This window comes from Phocaeicola plebeius DSM 17135, assembly GCF_000187895.1.
GTDB classification, from domain to species: domain Bacteria; phylum Bacteroidota; class Bacteroidia; order Bacteroidales; family Bacteroidaceae; genus Phocaeicola; species Phocaeicola plebeius.
This window is the reverse complement of sequence record NZ_DS990119.1, coordinates 403,939-427,950: the sequence shown is the minus strand read 5'-3', so window position 1 is coordinate 427,950 and position 24,012 is coordinate 403,939. Positions and strand designations below refer to the sequence as shown.

Genomic DNA, 24,012 nt, shown 5'->3' with positions numbered 1-24,012 from the left:
CGGATGGTATTATGATAGAATAAAAAGGGAGAATCTTCAGCTTCGAACCGTCAGATTCTCCCTTTTTTATTTTTCAGTAGTCCCATCTTTTTCATTTGATGAACTGTCAGTTCCGGATCGTAGATCACCTCACAGCCTGCCGTTGCCTTAAGGACCTGGATATATGTTTCAATATCACCGACGCCGATTTTATTTCGAAGTTCATTCAGCATTTTGGCATCTTCTATAGGCCAGATATATATAACCTGCCTGCCGTCCACCGTGATGGTATAAGATTGTGTGCCATATTTCTGCGGCTTACATTCCCTCATTCTGATTCTATCTGTCAAAACAGCAAAATCGCCGGCACTTACAAGTTCTTTCTGCACTGCTTCTTCCATTATAGGAAGATGCTTTTTCTGGAATTTCAAATCAGCATGATCTACAATCAACCATATAGTCTTATAGGATTGCTGGGACAAACCTTCAGGCAGTCCCTTCTTCAATATTGAAGTAACAAGAATCTGGTTTTCCTTGTCGATGGCCTGTGTTTGTTCCTGAAGCAGCATAAGAGAATCTATTACAAAGACTGGAACGTCATTAGCTCCTGTGCTGTTCAGCTTATTCATTAGAATCATGGACTCCGTTCTGACTTTCTGGTCATTTTCATAGGCCACCAACAATAATGAGTCAATTTTCTGAATGCTTTGTGCTTTCAGGTATGTGCTTAATACAAGCAGAATGAATATGAATATTTGTTTCATAAAAACTGTTTTTGAAATCAGATGTTAACTCCTTGCAGATAGTCAATCGCAGCTTGCAGCTGTACATCCATTCCACGCATCACCTCTTCGGCTGATGGTTCCACGACCTTATCTATTTTCACTCCATTACGTTGGGCATTTTTTCTACATTGCAACTACAAAAAGTCAGCCCTACAACAATAAGAATGACTTGAAATAAAATGTAACTCCGTTTCATATCTATTTTTGATTATTGATATCATAATAATTGTTTTATATCGGGTAATATACAAAAGGTTAAATCGCTATTTGTTGACATAAATATCAACCGAACCAATCTGTCAAAAATATGATAAAGTCAAGAATTTTATCTATGATTTATATATCAATATGTCAATATAATAATTATCATCTGACATTTCTATGTGATATTGTTTCTTTTATGAGTTGAAATAAACTGACACGATGCTTAAGACTCCACTTCCACCTTCACTTCCTGAATGTTCCGAAGCTCATCACTGAAGTTGACACCAATCTTGTAGACCGTACGGCTGTCCTTGGCAAAAGGTGCGGCATAGCCTTTCTCCCGAATCTGGGCCAAAGCTTCGTCCGCGCTGCCGTTCAACTTGAATTCCATGATGTACACGTAGTCCTGCGTCTGGAGCACCAGGTCAATCCGACCGCGGCTGGTGTGGTATTCCACCTGCACATAGAAACCCATCAGCTTGAAAATGATGTAGAGAATATTCTGGTAATGCACTTCACGGTCGCGCGCCAGCTCGTAAGGAATGTCGGCAAACATGGTCTTCAACCGTTCGAAAAAATCGTCCACCTTGCCCGCCATTACTTCCTCCACAAAGCACTGAATCTGATAGGGTGACTTGCTTACGCTCACCGACGCGTAGTTGGGCAGCAGGAACTTGAAGAACCCCTGTTCCACCTCGCGGTTGGGGAACCCCAGCGTGTAGTTCTCAAACATCTTGTTATAGCCCTTGATGGTGAGGTAGCCGCTCTGGTAGATGACTGGAATCGGGTCGGTAGAGGCCGTATCAATACTGTCCAGCACCGGCTGGCTGGTGACGATGTGTTCCAGTTCTTCTATCGGATAGTGATGGAGCTTGAGCAGTTCGACAAGGTAAGTCGGTGTGCCTGTCTCAAACCAGTAGCTGCCGAACCGCCGGTTGGCAAAGGTATTCAGCAGGCTGAACGGATTGTACATACCGATGGCATTTTCCGTGAAATGATACCCGTCGTAGTTTGTTTTCAGTTCCGCACAAGCTTCCTCATAGCTCATGCCTGTAGCTGCGGCTAATTCGTGAATATCCTCTTCAAAATAGGTATAAATTTCTTTCTCACTGATACCGCAGATTTCGGCATACTGATCAATCATAGAAATGTCACGCAGGTTATTCAAATCGCTGAACACGCTGACCTTGCCAAACTTGGTCACTCCCGTGAGCAGGGCAAAGCGGATGCACCCGTCCATGGATTTCAATGCCCCGTAGAAGGCTTTCAGGGTGCTGCGGTATTCGTTCTGCAAGGCTTCATTGCCGATGGCCTGGAGCATGGGTTTGTCGTATTCATCAATGAGAATCACCACCCGGCGGCCTGTCTGCTCGCATGCACGACGGATGATGCCCTGAAAACGAAGGGAAAGACTTGTCTCACTTTCCCGTGCGCCGTATCGACTTTCCCAAATACATAGATTATCATTCAAAATACTGGTCAGCGATTCCGGCGTATCGTATTTCTGCGTATTCAAATCCAGGTGCAGCACCGGATATACTGTCCAGTCCTTCTCCAGCTTTTCCAGTGCCAGTCCCTTGAAAAGCTCTTTCTTTCCTTGTGCGTAGGCTTCAAGGGTCGACAATAGCAGGCTTTTTCCGAAGCGTCGCGGACGGCTCAGAAAATAGTAACTTCCTGTATTGAACAACTGATAAATCAAGGTGGTCTTATCGACGTATTCATAACCACCTAATATCACTTTCTCAAAGTTCTGTACTCCTACCGGATATAGCTTGCTCATAACCACTGGATTTTGATTCTACTGCGAATGTAGTAATTTTCAGCGAACATTCAAACAGGCCAGAAACAGGAAACGGAAAAGTTGGCCGGAAATGTTGCTGGGTGTGGCATCGACTTCGGGAAAAAAGAAAAGGAACCGACCCATCTAAGAGGCGATTCCTTTTTGGTGAGATTTATTTTTCAGTTTATTCTGCTACTTTCTTCACCACCAGCGTATGGTTATGGGTATCTCTCCATTCTGCCAGAAGGGCATACAGTTCTTTGTAGCTCGACGGAGTCTGTAACTGGCGGCTGATGCGCAGGCTGCGGGTTACTTTCATGCCTTCTTTCGTGGGCTGGTAGCTGAATACTACTTTTCCGCAGGCATTACTGATTTCCTTGTTGGCGCGGGGAGTCACTTTCATACCTTCCGGCAGGCAGACAATGGTCTCCAGTGTGCAGTTCACCGTTCTCGGCAGAAGGATATTCTCGGGAATGGTTGTATTGGCAGCATACGCATAGAGCGTGCGGGCCGGTGTAGGGTCGTTCAGTGTCACGATTCCCCATCCTTCGGCGGGCTGCTGCAACTTCTTTTCGTCCACTTTCAGGGTGTCGGTCTGCTGCATTTCCTTGGCTCCTAAGTAAGCTTCCATTGTCAGTGGTTTTCCATCCAGACTGGTCACCGCCAGGAAGGGTTGCAGGTTGGCTTCTTCGGTGCCTGTCAGGGCGACTTTTTCGGGCATCAGCTTGCTTTGGGCTACCAGCGATACGATGGTAGACAAACCTTGGTTTTCTGCTTTCGACGGACGCAAGGCACATACGGCTACTTCCGCTTCCAGTCCGGCTGCCTGCTGCAGGGTAACATCCAGGTTCGCTAATTCTGCCTGGGTGCCGTAAGCCGAACGGATGACTTCCGATGCCGGACGCAAACGATAGCCGGCATCCTGCAGTGATACACCGCAACGGCCCAATTGATACAGTTCAGTCATGTAGTGGGCGATGGCGTTGCGGACTGCCTGTGGATTGTCTTGGATGCCTCGGGTTAGTTCGGCTACCTTTGCTTCAATAACGGAACGGTTGCCGGGCTGGAACTGTGCTTTCAGGCTTTTCAGGGCTTCATCGTACCGTGACCAGGTTGAGGCCATGAATACGGGCATCATGCCGCTGGCTACTGCTTGTGCTTGTCCTATGCTTTCTCTTGTAGAAGGATAGGCGTAAGGGCGGGGTTTTACTTCCTTCAGTGTCCAGGTGAAGGATTTCATTCCGTCTCTTTGGGCAATGGACGGCTGGGCAGAGGCGTTCAGCAGTTCATAGTGTACAGATTTTCCGGCTGGTACGTTCAGGCGGAAGGTAAATTCCTTGATGGGAGAGAGTTCCTTGACCGGACAGCAGACATCGAGTTCCGGCAGGTAACCGGCTTTGCTCACAATGGAGTAGTCCAGCACGATGGTGGCACCTAACTCAAGTCCGGTGTGCACCACAACCATCTCTTTCAACTGGTTGTAGGCCGGTGCGTTAGTAGCTGCGGCAGGCAACACCTCTACAAAGGCATTGGCGGGTGTCTGAACCACGGTGCCATCTTTTTGGCGGGTGTAAGACGCGTGAATCTCCAGCTTCTGAAAATCGGGGTTATACACGATAAATGTTTCTCCGTACAAGCCGTTCATGGCGGCATGGGTGAACAGGGTCAGTTCCTTTTGTACCCGCATCTCCTGGCTGCCGTCGGCACGCAGGGTGTACGTTTTCGAAAGTTTGCGGAATTCCGCTTCCGATGCGGCTCTGGCCGGCAGCACTGCCAGCAAAAGCATTCCTATGATTCCTATGTAGATTGATAATGTTTTCATTACGCTTCGTTTCTTGTTAAATCCTCGAATGAGTGGTTATTTCTTTACCACAATATATTCTCCATATCCCTTGGCTGTGTTCACTGCGTTTCGGAAACTTTCCCAGTCGGAAGCTTCGTAGACCCGTTTTTTCAGGCGTAAGGATGTTTTCACCTGCAACTGGTTGCCGTTTTGGCCCATGTATCCGGTGAATCCGGCTCCGGAGCCGTCCATCTGGTCGCGTTTCTCCTTTCCTTGCCATTCGTATCCGGCAGGAAGTTTCAGGTTTTCTTCCATTTCCACCAGACGGGAGCAGCCGTCCTTGAAGCCGTAGGCCCGTTTCTCCAGGCTGGTATCTATCCGCAGGTAGGAGAGTACTTGCGTGTAGAGGTTGTTCAGCACGAAGGGTTTGAAAAACATTTCTCCCTGGTCGCCCTTCAGTGCATATTCCGGAATTTCGTAGCGGAACGTAATCCGGATGGGGGCGCGCTGGTAGTCTTTCGGTGTTCGTCCGTAGTCCACACTTTTCAATCGGGCTTTGGGCGATACGTTCAGCAACTGGCGTTCCATGGTATGTGCCCATTCGCTTTGGAATCCGGTGGTGAAGATGCGGCGGATGTTACTGTCGCTCTGTCCTTCTGCTTCGATGGTAAAGGTGCCTTTCAGCGTGCCTTTTTCATCGAGGGTGTTCTGTGCTTTGATGCGTACGTAATGGTTTTCCGGGTCGGAGATGGGAGTCAGGCACAGGTCGGTGCCTTCCGGTGTGCCCGGCAGGTAATTCTGCTGCTGTTCGGCACTACTCCACAATTCCCGGCAGAAAGGTACCCACGTGGGGTCGAGCGGCATCATCGTGCCGTCACTGAGTTTCACCACAGCCACGCAGTGATTGAAATGGTCGGCCGGAATGGTCTCCACCCGGCTGCCTGCCATGGTCATGGCCGGAAAGGCTTCGAATCCTGCCATCCGCAGGAATGCAATCAGCGTGCCGGCAATGTCTTTGCACACCCCGCAGCGGTCGGTGTAGTTCATTTTCAGGTTGTGCAGGGTGAATCCTTCTCCCTTGCCCATGGAGATACCTGCATAACGGATGTTGTCGGCTACCCAGTGGGTGAGTACTGCCACTTTCTCCAGTTCGGTCTTTTTACCCCGAATGAGCTCGTCTACTTTCTTCTGGGCCTCTGGAATGGCGGTGAAACTGCCGTAGTCTTCGTTGACTCCGTAGAACCAGCGTGACTTTTCTTTCCAGTCGGCGGTGGTAGACATCATCAGCTTCGGTGCGGCATCATAGAAATCGACCATATTCGGTTCCCGACGGAAGGGCAGGATGGCATCTTTGGCGAAGGTATAGACTTTCCGTCCGTCTTCATAGCGCATGGAGGAAGCGCAGCTGCCCTGATAGAACTGGAATTGCATTTCTTTTTCGGCCGGCAGACTGACGCGGTACACTTTGCGCAGGGTGGGATCGGCCGACCAGAAGGGCACGATGTCGTAGAACTGTCCGCGCATGGGCGGGATAAAGCGGGAGTCGTCTCCTGTCTGGGGTGCATCACCCAGCAAGGCGTACGTGAATCCTTTCTTGTCGATTTCATAATCGATGATGTCGCCCGGTTGCAATGCGCCCAGTTCCAGCATAATCTGGCGGGCTCCCCAGTAGATGGCTCTGGCCGGAGCGGCATAGTCGCACGCCTTGCTCACATCAACCGATGTATATGTTCCGTCGGCATGGTAGATGGTCACTCGCTTGAAGATGGCGGCTGCCGTCAGCGGGTCGTAATCGTATTTCAGTACCCGTTGCTGCAAGGCTCCGACAGTTGTCTGCACCCGTACGGCCCGGCAGACCGCAAACGAGCCTTGTCCGGTAGGTTCCACTGTCACACTGGTACTGTCCAGTAAATTTACACAAGGATAATCGGCATACTGCTTATCCAAAGAAACTGCCCCGCCGTTTCTCCACGACTGGGCATGTACGGCCGTTCCTCCCCATATCAGGACGGCAGCACCTACAAAAAATAGTTTTGTCTTTTTCATATTTTTCTGATAGATTGCCTGGTAAAAAATAACGGTCTTAAAGGTATGCATTCTTATGTAGCTGACCTAACGATTGAGGGATTTATTTTTGATAAATGCCTCCGTAATTGGTCAGGTTTTGGTATATTTGTGGGAGATACAACCTTTGAACTTAAAAAATACACGTTATGAAACACATCCTGATTCTTCTGTGTGCCCTGTTAGGGCTTGGCAGTTGCCAAAGCAGTAACACTACTGAGATAGACAACCGGACGGTGCAGACATTCGACGTGCCGCGTTTTATGGGGAAGTGGCATGAAATAGCCCGTTACGACCACCGCTTTGAAAAGGGCATGACCCGTGTAACGGCCACTTATACCTTGCTTCCCAACGGGCGCATTGAGGTGCTGAACGCGGGATACAAAGATGGGAAGTACAAGGAAATCAAGGGAAAGGCCAAACAGCCCGATCCGAACGACCCCGGCAAACTGAAAGTATCGTTCTTCCTGTGGTTCTATGCCGACTATTATGTGCTCGATATTGACCCGGATTACCGCTACGTGCTGATAGGCAGTAGCAGTGACAAGTATCTTTGGATTATGAGCCGCGAGGAAACCTTGCCCGACGGGGTGCTTCAGGAACTCTTGGATAAACTTCGGAAGCGCGGATATGATACGGAAAGACTGGTGTTCAACAAATGAGAGAATATTGGAAATAAAGGAATCCCTCTGCTTCACTTTGCAGCGAAAGCAGGGGGATTTTTAGCGATTGGTCGGTAATTTTCTCAGGCCCTGAACCCGATGCGACGGATGGGCTGCGGTTCCAGTTTCACCACCTGCTTGCCGCGGAGACGATTACCTGCCTTCACGACATCTTCCTGGGTGATGGTACGGAACAGGAAGGTATTGTCGGGGATGGAAGGTTGCGACATGATACGCTGGGCCATGCACTTGATGATGCCCTGCTCAATCAGGTTGTGCAGCCAGCGTCCGTTGCCGAAATGCTCGTCACGCTGGGCAGTGGCTTCCGTAATCAGAGCGTACAGTTCCTTGTCCGCTTCAGGAGTAAGCTGGAAATTGCGTTTCTGCAAGAGACGGTGTGCCATTTCCATCAGTTCGTCTGCATTGTAATCGTCAAAGTAGAACTGGAGAGGGAAACGCTCCTGCAAGCCGGGATTGGTACGGAGCATCTGCTGCATTTTGTCCTCGTAGCCGGCCAGGATGATAATCATGTCGGGATTGGGTTCCGAGAGCACGGTGAGCAGGGCGTGAATCACCTCTTTTCCGAAATCTTTCGTTTCTTGTTTCGTGGTAATCAGGGTGTAGGCTTCGTCGATGAAGAGTACGCCTCCCCGGGCCTCCTCAATGGCTTGCCTGATGTGCTTTTCTGTCTCACCGATGTATTCGCCCACCAGCTTTGTGCGGCATGTCTCTATGGTATGTCCGCTGGAAAGCAGTCCCATCTGGTGATACAGCTGTCCGATGAGTTTGGCCACCATCGTCTTTCCTGTACCGGGATTGCCTAAGAACAGCATGTGGTGGCGGTTGTCCAGTTCCGTGTCGAGGCCTAATTCCATACGCCGCTTCATGAAGGTGGCCAGCATCCGGGCCTCCCGCAAGTCTTCCTTCAGGCGGGTCAGTCCCACCATCTCCTGCAAGGCCTGTTCGGCATCCGATGGCGTGTCGTCTTCGGGCAAGGGATTATCTTCTTCGGTATGCGAAAGCGGCTGTTCTTCATCAAATGGCAAGGGAAGATCATTTGCCGGAAAGTCTTTATCCGAGTTGTCGTTTTCTGCCTTGTCGGGCGTATAGATGGTGTTCTCTTCGGTGAAGATGCGGCTCATCGCTGTGCTGCATCTGCGCAACTGATAGGTACTGTCCATCGTACCGTAGAAGATGAAGATAGGACCGGAAGAAGTTTTCTGTTCCATCAGGTTTCCTAACAGGTCGAGCAGGTTGGATTCCTGCCGGGAGTAGTCCATGTAGGGCACTTCCACCAGCACCACTTTTCGAGTATCCATCTTCTCTTGCAGGACTTTCCATTGCAGGGAACCCTCCAGCAATTCCTGTAGGGAGAAATGGCTGCAGAGAGCAGTCTGCTTTTCACAGAAATGGAGGGCCAGCAGGCGGGCGGCATATTTACGGGCCTGATTGCCTGAAACGAGCAGGTGAGGCACGGCAAGCTGATGGCTGTCGAGCGCATACAATGTTTCGAGGAACTGCCGGATGAGGTTCGAGTCACACTGTTCTTGGTGCATCCAGGAGAACAGGGGCAGGAAGCAGAAAGTCTCGGCAAAGTATTTTTCTTCAGGGCGGGTCTGGAAATCCTCCACTTCGGTCCTGTCCCAGCATTCATAGCCGGAATAGAGCTCCAGGAGCGTCCATCCCATCGGGCGTCCGTTGCGGTAGACGTAGATACGGTAGAGTCCGGCTTCCCATTCTTCTTCAGAGAGAATGTCGAACCGTACTTTTCGGGGCCTTTTTCCTTTCAGTGAACGGGTGTCACAGCCCAGCAGGCGGTATTCGCTGGAATATACCCGGATAGAGAGTTCCTGGGCATCAGTAAAACCATCGGGATGAGAGATTTCCACGGCGAGGTGGTTGTGAGCATATTCGGGAGCACAGAGATCTTCAATAAAGGTGCGTGTAGCACGTAACATGACATTTTTCATATACAACAAACGAATTTTAAAATGAGAAAATAGAAATAGATAAAGATAGAAGCTTACGGACACTAAAGGTCCGTAGCAGCGTAGATTCCCTCTCGTTTCCCCATCGAAAGAGAGGTGTGCGGCTAGTACGTCAAAGAGCACAACAATCCCGGCCTCCTTGTCGGAAGCAATAATTCATTCGATTCCTATGCTGAGAAAAATCCGGTCAGGACCTCAGCGGAACGTAACGAAAACTTTGTGTGACATCTTTAACGATCATTTGTTGTATCTAGAAATCAATGTGCGATGAAAACCGCCTTGTGCGGATTTTCGGAACAAATATAAGCATAACTCTTTAATAAACGAAGAATTAGGGAGGAAAATCATACTTGTGACAAAAATAATTCTCCTCGCGACCGTTGGCTCATTAAGGGATTATCCTTACATTTGAGTAAAGATAAAAAACGAAGGAATATGTCGCACACGAATTTTAATCTGCAACGGTTTCTGGATGCGCAGGAAGGCGTGTATCCTGTGGCATTGAAGGAAATCAGGAATGGAGGTAAGCGCAGCCATTGGATTTGGTATATCTTCCCTCAGCAGAAGGGGTTAGGCTATAGTTATAACTCGGAGTTTTATGGACTGGACGGGGAAGAAGAGGCCCGGGCTTATCTGGCACATCCTGTATTGGGTGCCCGCCTGCGGGAAATCTCCCATGCCTTGTTAGGTCATCGTGGCCATCGCACGGTACGGGAACTGATGGGGTCGGAGGTGGACGTGCTGAAACTGCATACCTCGATGAAATTGTTTGATAAGATAGCACCGGGAGAGGTGTTCGGAGAAGTGTTGAAGGCGTATTTTCATTAAAATTTAAGAGTATGTTAGCTTATACGTATATGGAGCATGGTCGTTTCTCACTGATAGAGAAGCCTGTGCCCGAACTGAAAGACCCGAAGGACGCCCTGGTGCGCGTCACGTTGGGAAGTATCTGCACCAGTGATTTGCACATCAAGCACGGCAGTGTGCCGCGTGCTGTACCGGGTATTACGGTGGGGCATGAGATGGTGGGCATCGTGGAAAAGGTCGGTTCAGAAGTCACTACCGTGAAGCCGGGTGACCGGGTAACGGTCAACGTGGAGACCTTCTGCGGAGAATGTTTCTTCTGCCAGCACGGATATGTAAACAATTGTGAGGACCCCGACGGAGGATGGGCATTGGGTTGCCGTATCGACGGCGGACAGGCGGAATACGTGCGGGTGCCGCATGCCGATCAGGGATTGAACCGCATTCCCGATGGAGTGACGGATGAGCAGGCACTTTTCGTGGGTGACATTCTGGCCACTGGTTTCTGGGCTGCCCGTATCTCGGAAATCACACCCGAAGATACGGTGCTGCTGATTGGAGCCGGACCTACGGGAATCTGTACGTTGCTCTGTGCCCGGCTGAAACATCCGCGCCGTCTCATTGTATGTGAGAAATCGGAAGAACGTATCCGTTTTGTACAGACCCATTATCCCGAAGTTCTGGTCACTACACCGGAACAGTGTCAGGAGTTTGTGAAAGCCCACAGTGCGCATGGAGGAGCCGACGTAGTCATTGAAGTGGCCGGAGCTGATGATACCTTCCGGCTGGCTTGGGAGTGCGCTCGTCCGAATGCCATTGTGACCGTCGTGGCTTTGTACGACCGTCCGCAGGTGCTTCCTTTGCCCGACATGTACGGTAAGAACCTCACTTTCAAGACAGGCGGAGTAGATGGTTGTGACTGTGCCGAAATCCTCCGGTTGATAGCGGAGGGAAAGCTTGACACTACGCCGCTCATTACACACCGCTTCCCGCTTAATGAAATAGAAGAAGCCTACCGCATCTTCGAGAATCGTCTGGATGGGGTGATTAAGGTGGCGGTGAGTCCTCGAAATGACAAATGATTCGATACTGCAACTAAAAATATACAGACTATGCGAAAGAATTTTGGAGTAAAAACATGGTTGTACCCGATGCCCGTATTTATTGTGGCAGCGTACGACGAGAATGGAAACCCCAACGCCATGAATGCGGCGTGGGGAGGAATCTATACGGATGACATGGTGGGCATCTGCCTGGCCGAAGGACACAAGACGACCCAGAATATTCTGGGCACGAAGGCCTTTACCGTGAGCATGGCTACAGCCGACCATGTGGTAGCCTGCGATTATGTGGGCCTTGTCTCAGGAAAGAAGGAGCCGGACAAATTTGCCAAAGCCGGTTTCCATGCCGTAAAATCGGAGTTTGTGAATGCGCCGGTCATTGAGGAACTGCCTATGACACTGGAATGTGAGCTGGTTTCATACGATCAGGAGAGCAATCATCTGGTAGGCCGTATTGTCAACGTGTCAGCAGCGGAAAATATTCTGGATGAAAACGGACAGATTGACCCTGCCCGTCTGAAACCGATTACGTATGACCCGATTCATCATCACTATCTGGTGATAGGAGAGAAGGCGGGTAATGCCTTTTCCGACGGGAAAGCATTGAAGTAAAACATAGCCGCCACGCATCTTGGAAGGGATACGTGGCGGCTTTTCTGTGTATTAGGAGTTTCAGTAGCAATAGGGGTTATGCTTCTGCCTGCGCTGCCTCTTTCAATTGAGATTTTAGTTTTTCCATATCTTCTGGAGAAGCAGCCGATTTGAACTTGATTTCTCCATCCTTTCCGATAATCACGCAATGAGGAATGGAAAGTGCTTTTTGTGCGTTGCCGAAGGTTGTGTATATTTCATCCTTAAACGCTTCCTGCACGCGTACATGCTCGCCCATCAGGTCATAATGTGCTGCCATCTTGCGCCATTTGGCATCTTCTTCCGGGCGGTCGATGGAGAGATACAGCAGTACGATGTCGTTCGCTTTGGCATACTCCTGTAAGGGTTTTACATAGGCGAAAGAGGCACGACAAGGACCGCACCAGGTTGCCCATATATCCATGAAGATAACCTTTCCTTTATATAAGTCGGTAATGTCTTTGAATGTCTTGGCGTTGTCTACATCAGGAAAGTGGATGTAGTCGGGTGTTTTAGCTTGATTGAAAGCCTTGTTCTTGGCAATGGCCTCATCTATCAGCGGTTGCCATTTGCTTTGTGGATACAGTTGCTTGAATCGTTCTTCCAGCGGAAGTATTTCTGGGTCGTATTTTTCCTCGTTTGTATCCCTCAGGAAAAGCAGTGCCATGGCCGATTCCTGCGCCTGCCCCGTAAGGTTCTTTTCGATGTAATGGAAAATCAACTTATTGGGATTTTTCTTCAAGTCTTCGTTTACCGGTTCTTCTTTAGTGTAGTAGGTAATACCGGCATTGTTATAGACTACTTCATGGAAAGCGGGCGAGAAAGTGCTGGCCGGGTGATTTACCCGACAGAATTCCATCATCTTCTCCCATTCCTTGAGCCAGCTTTGCTTGGTGGCTTCGGAATAGCGGTAGGCAATGCCGAAAAGCTGGTTCTGGAAGGCCCACATTGTCTGTATGCGTGTATTCTGGCAGGCTTTTTCATATAAATCTTTATCTACACCTTTCATCTTTTCATCTAAGGCTAATACCGCATCCTGCAACTTTTTGCTGACTGACGTGGCTATGGTGTCCTGGGTAATACCCCACTTGTCGCCTTTTCTTGAAAGTACATCAAACACGTCCTGTCCCAGTTCATCCATTAGCCTTGATACCTCCATGTTCTTTTCATTCTTGCCTTCCAGAATGGAGATGGGATGCGTGGCTACGGCATCAATTTGCAGACGATAGTTTCCGCCGTCGGCAATGAAGGAACCTAAGTAACGCTTTCCCCACAGGAACAGGCGTATCTGTTCGTACCCGTTGCTGGGGAGTGTGAGACTGAACGTGCTGTCCGTATTCAGTTTCAATGTATCCTGAGATTGGGAATTAAACATTCCGTCGATGGATTTCTGATAGATAATTGTGCCTCCGTCTAAATTTTTTGCTGAGCCTGTAATCTTTATTTCGTGTGAGCCGGTGCATGAAGCAAATGTTCCTGCAAGCACACTGAGTGAAAGGAATGCGATGTGTTTGGCTTTCATATACTATAGAGTTTAAGTTTTATGACATATTATGTTGTTTAGTCCAAAGGTAAGGAATTTTTTGTTTGGGACTATAAATCTTATCCGGAATCTATTGCCGCCTTGATTTCAGCCTGCCAGATTAGGAATTGCGGGAGATAAATCTTACCTTTGTGTGTACGAAAGGATTAAAACGACACGGCCATGAACAGACTTTATCCGGTAGGCATACAGAATTTCGAAGATCTCCGCAGCAGGGGATATATTTATGTAGACAAAACTTCGCTTTTATATAACCTGGTACAGACAGGGAAGTATTATTTCCTGAGCCGTCCCCGACGGTTCGGTAAGAGCCTGATGATTTCTACATTGGAAGCTTATTTTATGGGAAAGCGTGAGTTGTTCAAGGGGCTTGCTATGGAAAGTCTGGAAAAGGACTGGACGGTGCATCCGGTGCTTCACATGGATTTGAATACGGAAAAGTATGATACGGAAGCAAATCTGGAAAATAAGCTGGAACTGACGCTGAAGCAGTGGGAAGCAGAGTATGGTCATAACCCGGATGAGTATTCTGTGGCGACCCGTTTCGAAGGAGTTATTCGTCGGGCTGCGAAGAAAATGGGGCAAAAGGTGGTGATTCTGATTGATGAGTACGACAAGCCCATGCTTCAGGCCATTACAAATCCGGAATTGCAGACAAAATTCCGTAACACACTCAAAGCTTTTTACGGTGCCCTCAAGTCGTGCGACGGTTCTATTCATTTTGCTATGCTGACGGGCGTGACGAAGTTCAGCAAGGTGAGCGTATTCAGTGATTTGAATAACCTGCGTGATATATCCATGGTGAATCAATATTCAGAAATTTGTGGTATCAGTGATGCGGAGCTTCACCAGTACTTTGACGAGGACATTCATTCGCTTGCCGATAAACTGAGCATAGATTATACCAAAGCTTGTGGATTGCTGAAGGAAAACTATGACGGTTATCATTTCTGTTATAATTCAGTCGGCATGTACAATCCTTTCAGCCTGCTGAGTACTTTTGCCAATATGCAGATAGGCAGCTATTGGTTTGAAACGGGTACCCCGACTTACCTGGTAGAGCTGATGAAGCTTCACCATTATCCGGTGGAAGAGATTGAGCATATCGTGACCAGCGGTCCGGTGCTGGATTCTATCGATGCGGCTTCTACCGATCCGGTACCGGTCATCTATCAAAGCGGTTATCTGACCATCAAGGACTATAACGCGGAGTTTGAGAACTATACCCTCGGTTTCCCGAACCGGGAGGTGGAGCAGGGTTTTCTCCGTTTCCTGCTTCCTCACTATGCGTCGGTGAGCGTGAGCAAGTCCCCTTATGAAATCCAGTGCTTTGTGGGTGAGGTACGCAAGGGTGATGTGGATGGTTTCCTGAGTCGTTTGCAGACCTTCTTCGATGATACTCCCTACGAATTGGCCCGTGACCGTGAGGTGCATTACCAGAACATTCTTTACATCGTGTTCAAGTTGATGGGTTTCCACACCGAGGTGGAATACCGCACATCGCGTGGCCGGGTAGACCTGGTGCTGAAGACGTCCGACTACATCTACGTGATGGAGTTCAAGTTGAACGGTACCGCCGAAGAAGCCATGCAGCAGATAGATGAGAAAGGGTATGCCTCAGCCTTTGCTTCCGATGGGCGGAAGGTGATAAAGGTGGGAGTAAACTTCAGTGACGAGACACGAAGCATTGAGCGGTGGATTGTAGCGTGATAAAGCAGAATATCATTAAATTTTATTTCCCTCCAAAAAACTTCTTCCGGTAATAAGAATCTGCCGTATACAGCGCTGCCGTCGGGTTATTGCCTGTCACACGGTCCTTGGTTACGAGGGTAGTGACGTAAGCATCCGAGTATTTGTAGAACAGGCTGTCGTGTCCCACGCAGAGACCGATTACCACGTTCAGGTCGGTATGTGCTTCGTTCAGCAGACGGGCTTGCAGAATCGGGTTGCACATGGCGGCACCGATACTTTCACATTGTGCGGGGATGCCCATCGACGTTTTAGGCTGACCGGCTACCTTGCAGATGACCGAGTAAGCTTCGAAGCCGTTGGCACGGAGGATGCGGGCAAAGATACGGGCTTCGCGGATGAGGCCGATGCAGTTGGCAATGCCGATGCGGTGTGCACCTATTTTCCGGGCAAACTCCATGATTTCCTGCACGCGGGTCCACTGGCAGTAGCCTTCGTATTCCACTTCCGCACTGGCAATCATAATCTCGCGGTTGCGTCCCTCGTCGTAACGCTCCAGTGCCCATTGGCGGTCTTCCTCTTTCAGGTTATCTGTAGGACAGAAATCAGGGTAGGTGCGGTCTTTGTATTTGCAGTTCTGTGTGCCGCAGTCCACACAGGTAGGTATTGTTTCTTTTTCCATAAAGGCGTGTGTAATTGGTTAAACTGAGGGCAAAGATACGAGATTTCTTTCCAATTGGTAGATAGAAAACCGCATTTGGTGGATTCTATTTTTAAAAATTGCAGGCGACTTCTACATTTGTTTCCGATTAGTTTTCATTTAAAATTGTAAGTAAGATGAAGAAAATTGTGTGGATGGCCTGCGGAATGGCCTTGATGTGTGCACCTTTGAGTGCAAGTGCGAATATCCGCTACGATGACCCGCAGGAGAAAGTGCAGAAGAAAGAAGTGCCCAATCCGGAGAAGGCGGCCCAGCGACGGACCGACGAGATGGATAAGGCACTGAACCTGACGGAGAAGCAGTACAAGAAGATTTACAAGTTGTTCCTGAAGGAAGAAAAGGAAAAAGTGGAAAACATGATGCAGCGTCATCCGGGAGGAATGAACGGACAGCCTCCCATGGGAGGAAGACCCCCGATGGGTGGAGGACGCCCTCCGATGGGAGGTGGAATGCCGCCGCAGGGTGGAGGATTCCCCGGAATGGGAGGAGCTCCGGAGGGTATGAATCCGGAAGAACTGATGAAGGAGCATGCCGAGAAAATGCAGAAGGAGCAGGAAAAGCGGGAGAAGAAAATCCGCAAGATTCTTACCGAGGAACAGTATGCCACCTGGCAGACCGTGAAACCGCAGCCGCAGGTGTTGCCTCCGATGCCAGAAGGCGAGAGACCGGGGCCGGGACCTCGCGGACCGGAGGAAGAGGAAGCTCCGTTGCTCGATACGGCAGCCGAGTGAATGGGATACCTGATTTTCCCGTGGGGTGATTCTTGGAATGTGCGGCAGATGTCGTAACTTTGCGGTTCATTCAAAAAGTTTACGTTATGCCCGTTATCGAAATCACCTCGCTAGAGCACCCCGGAGTGGAAGTGTTCAGCACCCTGACCGAAGCCCAGTTGCGCAACCGCATTGACCCGCAGCGGGGCATCTTTATCGCCGAAAGCCCGAAAGTGATTCGGGTGGCGCTGGAGGCCGGCTATGAACCTGTGTCCTTGCTCTGTGAGCGGAAGCATCTTACGGGTGATGCGGCGGACATTGTGCAGCGCATGGCGCATCTGCCGGTCTATACGGGCGACCGGGAACTGCTGGCCCGGCTCACCGGCTATACGCTGACACGGGGTGTGCTGTGTGCCATGCGGCGTCCGGCTCCGCGTCCGGTAGAGGAAGTATGCCGTGGGGCACGCAGGGTAGTGGTCATTCATGGGGTGGTGGATACCACCAACATCGGGGCCATCTTCCGTTCGGCAGCCGCACTGGGTATCGATGCCGTATTGCTTACCACGGATTCGTGCGACCCGCTGAACCGTCGGGCAGTGCGGGTGTCGATGGGTTCGGTGTTCCTGGTGCCCTGGACGTGGGTAGACCGTCCGCTGGAGCAGTTGAAGGAACTGGGGTTCCGCACGGCAGCCATGGCACTGACCGACCGTTCCGTGCCACTGGATTATCCGCCGCTGAAGGAGGAACCGCGGCTGGCCCTGGTGATGGGTACCGAAGGTGACGGACTGCCGGAAGCAGCCATCGAGGGAGCGGACTATGTGGTGCGCATTCCTATGGCACACGGAGTGGATTCGCTCAATGTGGCAGCCGCTTCGGCTGTAGCTTTCTGGGAGTTACGATGCGGTGAGAACCATTGAAAAATACGGGGTTTATACTCCGAAAAAAACTCCTTTACGCTTGAAAAAAACGTAAAGGAGTTTTCAGTAAAACGTCCTTGCGTTTCAATTCAGACGCAAGGACGTTTTGTATGAAATGCACTTGCGTTTTTACTGAAACGCAAAAGTGTGTTTTCGAGGGTCAGATTTCATCCGGCCACGGGCAGGGTTTTCCGGTCTTTTTGAACGACGGACGCTGTGCGCCGGAACTGCGGAGGAACTCGCCGAGGTTGGCCGAGAGCGATTTCACTACGTCCGGATAGCGTTCGGCCAGGTTGTGCTTCTCGCTGATGTCGGCTGGAATGTCATACAGTTCCTTCTTGCCCGTTTCGTAGAAATAAATCAGTTTCCATTTTCCCTGACGTACGGTACAGGTAGCACCGATGCCCGGGCCTTGTTCGCCCCACAGGTTCGGACAGTTCCAGTAAAGGCTTCTGCCTTCCGACGGGTCGCCGGTCTGCTTGAGCAGGGGCACGAAGCTCACGCCGTCCACGGTCTGCGGTGCCTTCCAGTCGGTAATGCCGGCCATTTCGAGGATGCTGGGGAAATAATCTTCCACGATGACATACTTGTCGCAGCGGGTATTGGGTTGAGTCACGCCCGGCCAGCTCACAATCATCGGTTCGCGGATACCGCCTTCGTAGGCAGAGCCTTTTCCGCAGTTTAGGGGAGCATTCTGCGTGTAGAGCGGCTCATCTCTCCATCCGGCACCGGTGGCATATCCTCCGTTGTCACCACAGAACAGGATGATGGTATTGTCGGCTTCTCCGTTCTTTTCCAGCCAGTCCATGATGTCGCCCAGACTCTTGTCCATGCCTTCGATGAGGGAGGCATAGGCCGCTTCTTTGTCCGACATGCCTTTCTTCTTGTACTTGTCATAGAAGCGCATATCCTTGTCGATAGGGATGTGGATGGCATAATGCGACATGTAGAGGTAGAACGGCTGGTTGTATTCCTTGGCCTTGTCGAGGGCTTTCAGGGCTTCCTGGGTCAGGGCCTCGGTGACAAAGGTACCTGTTTTCCAGTATTTCTCCAGTCCCGGAATCGACATGAGCGAGGTGGGGTTACCTTTCTCGTCGTGTCCGTAGTTCAGTTCACTCAGGTAGGTAGCCAGTCCGCCTGCCGCATGGCCGGCAATGTTCGTTTCAAAGCCGAAGTGGCAGGGGTTCTCTCCCGGAGTGTCGATGGCTCCCCAGTGTGCCTTTCCGCAATGGATGGTGTGGTAGCCGCTGTCTTTCAGGTATTGCACGAACGATTTGGCCACGAAGGTGTGGTTCGTGCCTTCCACCTGCGCAATGCCGTTGTAGTTCCAGTCGGGAAGTTGCAGCACCTCGCTTTGGGCATCGGTGGTCTTGTTCTTCTGCAAGGTCCAGTTGGTCACCCGGTGGCGGGCGGCGTTGGCTCCGGTCATCAGACTGCAGCGGGTGGGCGAGCTGATGCTCGAGGCGTAGGCCTGCGTGAACATCATTCCCTGACGGGCCAGACGCTCCATGTTAGGGGTTTCGTAACGTTCGTTGTACATGGTCTTCTCTGTCCAGAAAGGCAGTGAAGTGTCCTGCCATCCCATGTCGTCCACCAGGAAGAAAATGATGTTCGGACGTGGGTCGGGACGGTCGTTGGCCAGGGTATGCAACGGGGAAAGCACTGGGGCTATCCCGAGAAGTGCTAAAAGATTTTTGTTCATAATATCTTTCTTTAGATTAAGGGTTTACGTGATAAACACTAAAGTTTCGGATGAGGGGTTCAGCCGTGCATTCTTCTACTACCAGACGGAAGGATTTAGCCTCTACGGCAGGGAAGGATTCAATGCGCTTGTGCCCCACGGAAGTACCTTTGGCCACGGTAGTCCACTTGCCGTTCACCTGGGCTTCTACCCGGTAGGCACGGATGCGTTCGCCGCCGGTAATGTCTTCCTGAATCTGGTAATAGTTGACGGGCTGTACCTTGCCGAGCGAGAGCGATACTTTCTTCTTGCCGGTGGCCGAAGTTGCTGCCAGCGGCTGACCGAAGCGGCGGTTGATTTCGGCACCCCATTCCTGCAGGCGGCGTACGTCACCTTCCGGAATCAGTCCGTCGGGGTTGGGAGTGAGTCCCACCATCAGCGTGGCGTTGCGGCCGACTGACTTTTCGTACATCTCCATCAGGTTGGCTAACGGATAGACGGCCTTGTCGTCGTCACCCGGTTCCCAGAACCACTCGTGGCGCCCGTTGTATCCGCGCAGAGGCGTGTCGGCCATGGCAGGTACCCAGAACTTGCCGTTGGGGTCGCCGTGTGCCAGCAGCTTGTTGTGGTCGGTTACTCCGTCGGTAGCGTTGCTGTGGCTGTACGGGTAGGGGAAACTCGACCAGCAGGGGTAGCCTACGGTACCGCTTTCCGAACCGCCCCAGCGCAGGTCGGCACGGTTCACGTTGTGATAGAACAGGCAGTTGGGCTGGTACTTGTTCACGATGGGTTCCACGTCGGGGCCCAGACCTTTCGGATCGTCGGCACCGCCGTCAAACCAGATCATGAAGAGTTCGCCGTAGCGGGTGCAGAGTTCCGTCACCATCTTTTCGCACAGGCGCTTGTACCACTCCTGGCGGTTGCGGGCAAACTCGCCTTCGCCTTCTGCCTTGAAGTTGTGGATACCCAGCAGGGAGTTCCAGCGGATGCCGATGTAGATGCCCGGCTGCACACCGTACTTGCGGCAGGAGTTCACGAAGTCGCGCACGATGTCACCCTTTCCGTCGCGCCATTTCAGGGCCTTCATGCAGTAAGGATTCACGTCGCTCTGCCACAGTCCGAAACCGGTTTCGTGGGTGGCAGTGAGGATGGCAAACTTGGCTCCGGCAGCTTTGGCCGACTGAATCCACTGGTCGGTGTCGAGCTGGTCGGGATGGAAAATGTTATAGTCCTCAATCGGGTTAATGCGGTTGTTGCCTTGTCCGTACACCAGTCCGTCGAACACGTGCAGGTCGTAGTGGAACACCACGCCCAGTTCGGCTTCGTGCCATTTAAGTTGGTGAGGAGCCGGGCGGGGACCTTCGTAGTCGGTATTACGGGCTGCGGTAGTGGTCGCGCAGAGGGCGAACAGTGTCAGTAGTGTCAGTAATGTCTTTTTCATATTCATGGTTTCAAGTATTTTTCAAATGGGTCATGGGTCTGTTCGAGCCATGAAGAAAGAGTTCGTTTCAGTGAATCACAAAGAGCTGGCTGACTTTCCGCAAGGTTGTGCAGCTGGTTCGGGTCGTGAAGCCGGTCGTACAGCCATACGTGCGTGGGCTGGCCTTCTTCCACCTCTGTCACATACGTGTAGCGTGCGGTGCGGATGCCGCGTCGGCCGGAAGTAGAATCCGAAGGTACGCAGAAATAATAAGGCTGGAAAGCCTCTTCGGGCGTTTGTATTTCCTCGTTCAGCAGCAGTGGTCCCCAGTTGTGTGTCTGTACGGATGCCGGTATCTGTGCTTCCATTCCCATGAGCGAGAGCAGGGTAGGATACAGGTCGGCAAACGCCATGGGCAGGTCACTTTTCTGCGGATGCAGCTTGCCCTTCCAGCAGCAAATCATGGGGATACGCATGGATTCTTCGTAGAACACGTTCTTGCCTTCCACTCCGTGTCCGCCCATGCAGACGCCGTGGTCGGAGGTGAAGACGATGAGGGTATTGTCGTACACGCCGCAGTCTTTCAAAGCCTGGATGATGCGTCCCACATGCTCGTCCACTCCGGTGATGCAGGCGTAGTAGTTGCGGATGTTTTCGCGGAAGTAGTCGCCTTCAGGAGTGCCCTTTTCCGAAATGTAGGGCAACTGTCGGGCCAGGGCTTCCACATCGAGCGAGTCGTACAGCCGCGTGTAGGTTTCGGGCACCAGTTCGTAGCCCGTATGCGGAGGATTCATAGACACCACCATGGCAAAGGGACGGTCAGTCTTTGTGCCTTCCGTACGGATGAACTCGATGGCGCGGTCGGCCTCGTAGGCTGGTCCCCACTGGTTGACGTAGTAGAACTCCTCCCGTCCGGATTTCGTATCCCAGTACATCGGTTTCAGGTGATTGTCGTACGTGCCGTAAGCAATCCACTTGTCGAACCCGTGGCGACGTTCAGGCGGACACCATTCGTTCCAGGCCACTTCTCCCTTGTTGTTGTACGTATCCACGTAGGGGCGGTACGGGGCATCGAGGTGCCACTTGCCGATGTAGGCCGTGCGATACCCTTCTTTCTTCAGCACGTCGCTCCAGCATACAGCCTCCTCCGAAAGCTCCACGCCGTAGGGGGTATTCTGCGAGTTGCAGTTGCCCGTCACCCCGTTGGCTGCCGGATACATCCCTGTCATCAGCATGGCCCGTGCGGGCGATGATACCGGATAGCTGCTCACGGCATCGGTAAAGAGGATTCCTTCGGAAGCCAGACGGTCGAGGTTCGGAGTCTGTACGGGTTCCTTTCCCATGCATCCCATGGCATCGCCCCTGAACTGGTCGGCCATGATGAAGACCAGGTTGGGACGCGAGGGCTTGGATTCCGGGCGGGAACATGCCGAGAACGGAAGCACGACGCCTAAGGCAGAGGTATAAACGAGTAGTGTCAGTTTCATATCAGGAATAAAACAAGCTTCAGTTCAGGTAATTGTGATTTTAAGTCTCAGTTAGATAAATAGGCGTGCCAAAGATAGGAATAAATGTTTAATCCTTGGCACGCCTAATTTATAATAGATTTAAAAGAGTTCTATCATTACTGGTTGGCAAAGCTACCAGCTTTTACAGGCCATCCCGGATTCTGATAAACAACCGACGTAGAAACGTCGCCACCTTCTTCAGGAGTTGACATGCGGAATACATCGTACGACAACGGAGAGAGGTAGTTGGCTTGTTCGAAACAATAGCCGTTGTACTTGTTTACGAGTTCGTTCTTGCCTTGCGGACGCAGGTATTTGCTGACAGATGCTTCGTTAGGAGCTGTATAGTCAAGTTTGCAGGCTGTGCAAGCAGCTTCGAAACCTGTGTGGAATTCGTCCCAGTAGTTCATACCTTCTACCCAGTAGTTCTGCATCTTGTCGAGTGCACGCCAGCGGTACAGGTCATCCTTACGCATACCTTCTGCAATCAGTTCGCTACGGCGTTCACGACGGATGTTGTAAAGTGTTGCGTCCACCAGTTCGGAGCCTGAGTAACGGGCCAGGTCGATTTCCTTAGTCAGATCGGTAGCTGCAATGGTTTTCTTGTAATCTGTATCTACACCTGCACGGGTACGCAGTTCTGTCCAGAAATTTTTGAGCGTTTCATCTTCCAGTGTATTATATCTCAGATAGTAAGCTTCGATATAGTTCAGATAAGCTTCGGCTGCACGGAAAATAGGCAGAGCCAAAGGATAAGCGCTGTTGTAGGTTACATCGTTGTCTACCCAGCCTTTGCGAGGAATATAACCCGTGCTGGTTACGCGGATACCACTGGCAGCAATCAATCCGGGATAGCCGTACATGATGTCTTTCCCATTGGAAGTGATGAGTTTGTCACCTGGTTTTGCTACAGAGCTTACCAGGCGCGGGTCGCGGTTCTCCATAGTGCTTTCCAGACTCTTGTCACCTTGATACAGACTACCGTCTGCATAAATAGGCAGACCGTTTTTCATCAGGTAACTGTCGACCAGTGAGCGGGTAAATCCGGTGTTGTCACCGTGAACAAATATGTAAGTGTCTGTACCGACTTCAATGGCACCGTATCCGTGAGTAGCGCCCACTACCTGATTCTGTACTTTGGCATCTTCGCTGTACATACGCCACAGCAGTACTTCATCGCGTTGTCCTGAAAGGTCGGTCTGGTTGTACAGGCTTGCATAATCCGGTGATAAGGAAGATGCAAGACCTACTTCCTTGGCAGACTTGATGGCTTCGTCCAGGAAGAATTCAATTTCCTTGTTCATGTCAGTATGGAAGGAAGCGGCATCACCCGGCCATCCCGGTCCACCCGGAACACGTGCCGTACCTGCATGATATTTTTCCCATGTAGCTTCGTACAAAGCCACGCGTGACTTGAACAGTAAAGCACATTCACGGTTCAGGCGATGAGCTGTAAAGCTGTTTGATTTGGAGTACATCCGTTCACTGGCATTGTCCAGGTCGCTCAGGATAAAGCGGGCTACTTCGTTACGTGGCTTACGTTTGTTGGCTTCTACGTTGGCTGCATAGTCCCCATCATTTAATACTTGAGTCAAGATGGGCAGGTCACCATAAGCCTTCAATAAGTTGAAGTAAGCATAGGCACGGAAGAAATACATTTCACCGATGTAATGCTTCACGTTGTCGCTTAAACTCAATGTGCCTTTTTTTATGTTTTCTTCTGTGCGTTCCAGGAAAAGGTTGCAGTTACGAATGTTGCTGAATCCGTCATAGCTACCCGTAGAAGGTACTTGAATACGCTGAGGAAGGAAATTATCCACCTGATCCACTGTCGTCATGTCATCACTGTTGTTATCCGTAGTGAAGTACCCGAAAGTACCCGTACCTGTGCCGTGATCGGGCAGCAAGCCGTACATGTTGTTACAATAAGGCTCCAACTGGTTTTCGGCAGTGAAGAAGTTGCCGTCTACATTGTCTGAAATAGGTTCTTTATCCAAGAAGTCTGAGCAGGAGGTTCCTACCAGCAAAGTAGCCGAAAATAAAAATATATATTTCAGTTTCATAATCATAGATGCTTTAATTG

General features: G+C 50.7%; 18 protein-coding genes. 7 read left to right on the top strand and 11 right to left on the bottom strand.

Annotated elements, in window-relative coordinates:
• Nucleotides 1-50: 50 nt before the first annotated feature.
• The 4 genes from BACPLE_RS02980 to BACPLE_RS02965 form a co-directional block, all read right to left on the bottom strand.
• The gene (locus tag BACPLE_RS02980) at nucleotides 51-743 is read right to left on the bottom strand and encodes a DUF6624 domain-containing protein (RefSeq protein WP_007558801.1); all 693 of its coding nucleotides are present in this window, start codon (nucleotides 741-743) and stop codon (nucleotides 51-53) included.
• Nucleotides 744-1,191: 448 nt separating this feature from the next.
• The gene (locus BACPLE_RS02975; protein WP_007558799.1) at nucleotides 1,192-2,748 is read right to left on the bottom strand and encodes an ATP-binding protein; all 1,557 of its coding nucleotides are present in this window, start codon (nucleotides 2,746-2,748) and stop codon (nucleotides 1,192-1,194) included.
• A gap of 184 nt (nucleotides 2,749-2,932) precedes the next feature.
• Nucleotides 2,933-4,570: a DUF3857 domain-containing protein gene (locus tag BACPLE_RS02970; protein WP_007558798.1), complete on the bottom strand. Its 1,638-nt coding sequence runs from the start codon at nucleotides 4,568-4,570 to the stop codon at nucleotides 2,933-2,935.
• A 36-nt stretch (nucleotides 4,571-4,606) separates the two neighbouring features.
• Nucleotides 4,607-6,577, bottom strand: a complete 1,971-nt coding sequence (locus BACPLE_RS02965; RefSeq protein ID WP_040312348.1) for a DUF3857 domain-containing transglutaminase family protein — start codon at nucleotides 6,575-6,577, stop codon at nucleotides 4,607-4,609.
• Between the two features lie 167 nt (nucleotides 6,578-6,744).
• Between BACPLE_RS02965 and BACPLE_RS02960 the strand changes: the two genes are divergently transcribed.
• Nucleotides 6,745-7,257: a lipocalin family protein gene (locus BACPLE_RS02960; RefSeq protein WP_007558795.1), complete on the top strand. Its 513-nt coding sequence runs from the start codon at nucleotides 6,745-6,747 to the stop codon at nucleotides 7,255-7,257.
• An 83-nt stretch (nucleotides 7,258-7,340) separates the two neighbouring features.
• Here BACPLE_RS02960 and BACPLE_RS02955 read toward each other — a convergent pair whose 3' ends face one another.
• Nucleotides 7,341-9,227, bottom strand: coding sequence for an AAA family ATPase (locus BACPLE_RS02955; protein ID WP_007558794.1), 1,887 nt, complete (start codon nucleotides 9,225-9,227; stop codon nucleotides 7,341-7,343).
• Between the two features lie 453 nt (nucleotides 9,228-9,680).
• Here BACPLE_RS02955 and BACPLE_RS02950 point away from each other — a divergent pair, with 453 nt between their 5' ends.
• Genes BACPLE_RS02950 through BACPLE_RS02940 form a run of 3 tightly spaced genes read left to right on the top strand, consistent with a single transcriptional unit; the run spans nucleotide 9,681 to nucleotide 11,722 of the window.
• Complete coding sequence (locus BACPLE_RS02950; RefSeq protein ID WP_007558793.1) at nucleotides 9,681-10,073, top strand: DUF1810 domain-containing protein; 393 nt, start codon at nucleotides 9,681-9,683, stop codon at nucleotides 10,071-10,073.
• Nucleotides 10,074-10,084: 11 nt separating this feature from the next.
• Nucleotides 10,085-11,131 (top strand): alcohol dehydrogenase, encoded by a 1,047-nt coding sequence (locus BACPLE_RS02945; RefSeq protein ID WP_007558792.1) that lies wholly within the window; start codon nucleotides 10,085-10,087, stop codon nucleotides 11,129-11,131.
• Nucleotides 11,132-11,161: 30 nt separating this feature from the next.
• Nucleotides 11,162-11,722: a flavin reductase family protein gene (locus tag BACPLE_RS02940; RefSeq protein WP_007558791.1), complete on the top strand. Its 561-nt coding sequence runs from the start codon at nucleotides 11,162-11,164 to the stop codon at nucleotides 11,720-11,722.
• A gap of 76 nt (nucleotides 11,723-11,798) precedes the next feature.
• Here the strand turns inward: BACPLE_RS02940 and BACPLE_RS02935 are convergent, their stop codons facing one another.
• Nucleotides 11,799-13,262, bottom strand: coding sequence for a redoxin family protein (locus tag BACPLE_RS02935; RefSeq protein WP_007558789.1), 1,464 nt, complete (start codon nucleotides 13,260-13,262; stop codon nucleotides 11,799-11,801).
• A gap of 183 nt (nucleotides 13,263-13,445) precedes the next feature.
• Between BACPLE_RS02935 and BACPLE_RS02930 the strand changes: the two genes are divergently transcribed.
• A complete protein-coding gene (locus BACPLE_RS02930; RefSeq protein WP_007558786.1) occupies nucleotides 13,446-14,993 on the top strand; it encodes an ATP-binding protein in 1,548 nt (515 codons plus the stop codon).
• Between the two features lie 22 nt (nucleotides 14,994-15,015).
• Here BACPLE_RS02930 and BACPLE_RS02925 read toward each other — a convergent pair whose 3' ends face one another.
• Nucleotides 15,016-15,654, bottom strand: a complete 639-nt coding sequence (locus BACPLE_RS02925) for a DUF1847 domain-containing protein (protein WP_007558784.1) — start codon at nucleotides 15,652-15,654, stop codon at nucleotides 15,016-15,018.
• Between the two features lie 155 nt (nucleotides 15,655-15,809).
• Here BACPLE_RS02925 and BACPLE_RS02920 point away from each other — a divergent pair, with 155 nt between their 5' ends.
• Nucleotides 15,810-16,424 (top strand): hypothetical protein, encoded by a 615-nt coding sequence (locus BACPLE_RS02920; protein ID WP_007558782.1) that lies wholly within the window; start codon nucleotides 15,810-15,812, stop codon nucleotides 16,422-16,424.
• 86 nt (nucleotides 16,425-16,510) lie between these two features.
• Entirely contained in the window at nucleotides 16,511-17,320 is an 810-nt protein-coding gene (locus BACPLE_RS02915) for a TrmH family RNA methyltransferase (protein ID WP_007558781.1), read from the top strand.
• A 160-nt stretch (nucleotides 17,321-17,480) separates the two neighbouring features.
• On the opposite strand, the gene BACPLE_RS02910 is transcribed toward BACPLE_RS02915, so the two are convergent.
• The 4 genes from BACPLE_RS02910 to BACPLE_RS02895 all read right to left on the bottom strand — a co-directional run bounded on the left by BACPLE_RS02910 (nucleotide 17,481) and on the right by BACPLE_RS02895 (nucleotide 23,992).
• Complete coding sequence (locus BACPLE_RS02910; protein ID WP_007558779.1) at nucleotides 17,481-19,022, bottom strand: sulfatase; 1,542 nt, start codon at nucleotides 19,020-19,022, stop codon at nucleotides 17,481-17,483.
• A gap of 16 nt (nucleotides 19,023-19,038) precedes the next feature.
• Nucleotides 19,039-20,442, bottom strand: a complete 1,404-nt coding sequence (locus tag BACPLE_RS02905) for an alpha-L-fucosidase (RefSeq protein WP_040312398.1) — start codon at nucleotides 20,440-20,442, stop codon at nucleotides 19,039-19,041.
• Nucleotides 20,443-20,444: 2 nt separating this feature from the next.
• A complete protein-coding gene (locus BACPLE_RS02900) occupies nucleotides 20,445-21,908 on the bottom strand; it encodes a sulfatase family protein (RefSeq protein ID WP_081458094.1) in 1,464 nt (487 codons plus the stop codon).
• Between the two features lie 137 nt (nucleotides 21,909-22,045).
• Nucleotides 22,046-23,992, bottom strand: a complete 1,947-nt coding sequence (locus BACPLE_RS02895) for a RagB/SusD family nutrient uptake outer membrane protein (protein ID WP_040312396.1) — start codon at nucleotides 23,990-23,992, stop codon at nucleotides 22,046-22,048.
• Nucleotides 23,993-24,012: the final 20 nt, after the last annotated feature.